Origin of the sequence: Mesorhizobium norvegicum (genome assembly GCF_004919685.1) — a bacterium.
Classification (GTDB): Bacteria; Pseudomonadota; Alphaproteobacteria; order Rhizobiales; family Rhizobiaceae; genus Mesorhizobium; species Mesorhizobium norvegicum.
The window spans coordinates 1-1429 of sequence record NZ_SMYZ01000192.1; the positions used below are offsets into that span (position 1 = coordinate 1).

A 1429-nucleotide genomic window follows, 5' to 3' on the forward strand; every position below is an offset into this window, starting at 1 on the left:
GCCTGATATCTGCCCGGTGCCACCGGCGGGAAAATTCAGCGTGTTGTCGCCGTCAGTATCGGTGAGGCTGCCGCCCGATGAGCCGCTGTCGCAGGTGTAAACAGTGTTCCCGGCGGATGGGCCCAGCACGCATGCGGCAAACGCAGCGGAATTGGGCAGCAACGCAAAGGCCGTAGTTGAGAGAACGCTAATAAGCCATGGATGTAGCTGGCGCGGCCTTCGCCGTAGCAAAGCAACTGTGCCTTCCGCATCCTCCGAACGACTGTTCGGAAGCCTGTTTTTCAGATGCCGCATCGCGTCCCTCTCGATTCGCGATTTCAAGCCCCCGCCCGGCGCCGCAATGAAGACACAATTCATTCGATTTTACAAAGCCTAATCTGCCCCGCATGGTTGCTAAACTGCAAAGACTACTGAAATGGTCTGGCGCAGCGCGTGGTTGGCGTGTCCGTGGCCCATGCTTTAGGATCGCCTTGGGCCGAAGGATCGAGGGCCTGTCACGGGTCGATGAAAGGAACATCGCATGGCAATCAGGGACGCATTCGGCCTGACGCTTTCGGGCGCAACGGAAGCGGGATTCACGCCCTACAGCCAGGCAGTGCGTGAACTGCAGTGCTTCATCGGCGATCCCGTGGCGTCCATCGACAGCGCCATCGCGGAGGATCCCGGCTTCGTCATGGCTCATGTCTTCAAGGGCTATCTCTTCGGCCTCGCCACCGAGCGGGAGGCGACGGCGGTGGCCAGGGCATGCCATGAAGCGGCACTACCGCTTGCCGCGACCACGCACGAGCAGGCGCATGTCGCAGCCCTTGGTCATCTCGCCAGCGGGCGCTGGCATGAAGCCAGCCGCATTCTGGAAGATATCACCATCGAGACCCCACGCGATGGGCTGGCGCTGCAGGTCGGCCACCAGATCGATTTCTTCACCGGCAATGCCCGCATGCTGCGCGACCGCATCGCACGCGCCCTGCCAGCCTGGCAAAGCGGCATGCCGGGCTACCACGCCATGCTCGGCATGCAGGCCTTCGGGCTGGAGGAGATGGGTGACTATATCAGGGCCGAACAGCTTGGCCGCTCGGCAGTCGACATGGAGCCGCGCGACGGCTGGGCGCAGCACGCCGTCGCGCATGTCATGGAAATGCAAAGCCGGCAAAGGGATGGCATCGCCTGGATGCGCGCCAACCCGGAAGCGTGGACAAGGGAGAGCTTCCTGCAGGTCCACAATTGGTGGCACCTGGCGCTGTTCCACTATGATCTCGGCGAAACCGATGAGGTGCTGGCGCTCTATGATGGCCCCATCTACAGCGTGCAATCGACGATGGCGCTCAACATGGTCGATGCCTCGGCAATCCTGTGGCGGCTCCACCTCGGCGGCGTCGATGTCGGCGACCGCTGGGCAGCGCTTGCTGCCAACTGGCGCAAGGCCGGCGCC

Annotated in this window: 1 protein-coding gene; it reads left to right on the forward strand. The window is 62.8% G+C overall.

What is annotated here, in order from left to right:
- Positions 1–520 precede the first annotated feature (520 nt).
- The coding region (locus FCU66_RS40625; protein ID WP_136625526.1) for a tetratricopeptide repeat protein at positions 521–1429 on the forward strand (909 nt) is incomplete at its 3' end.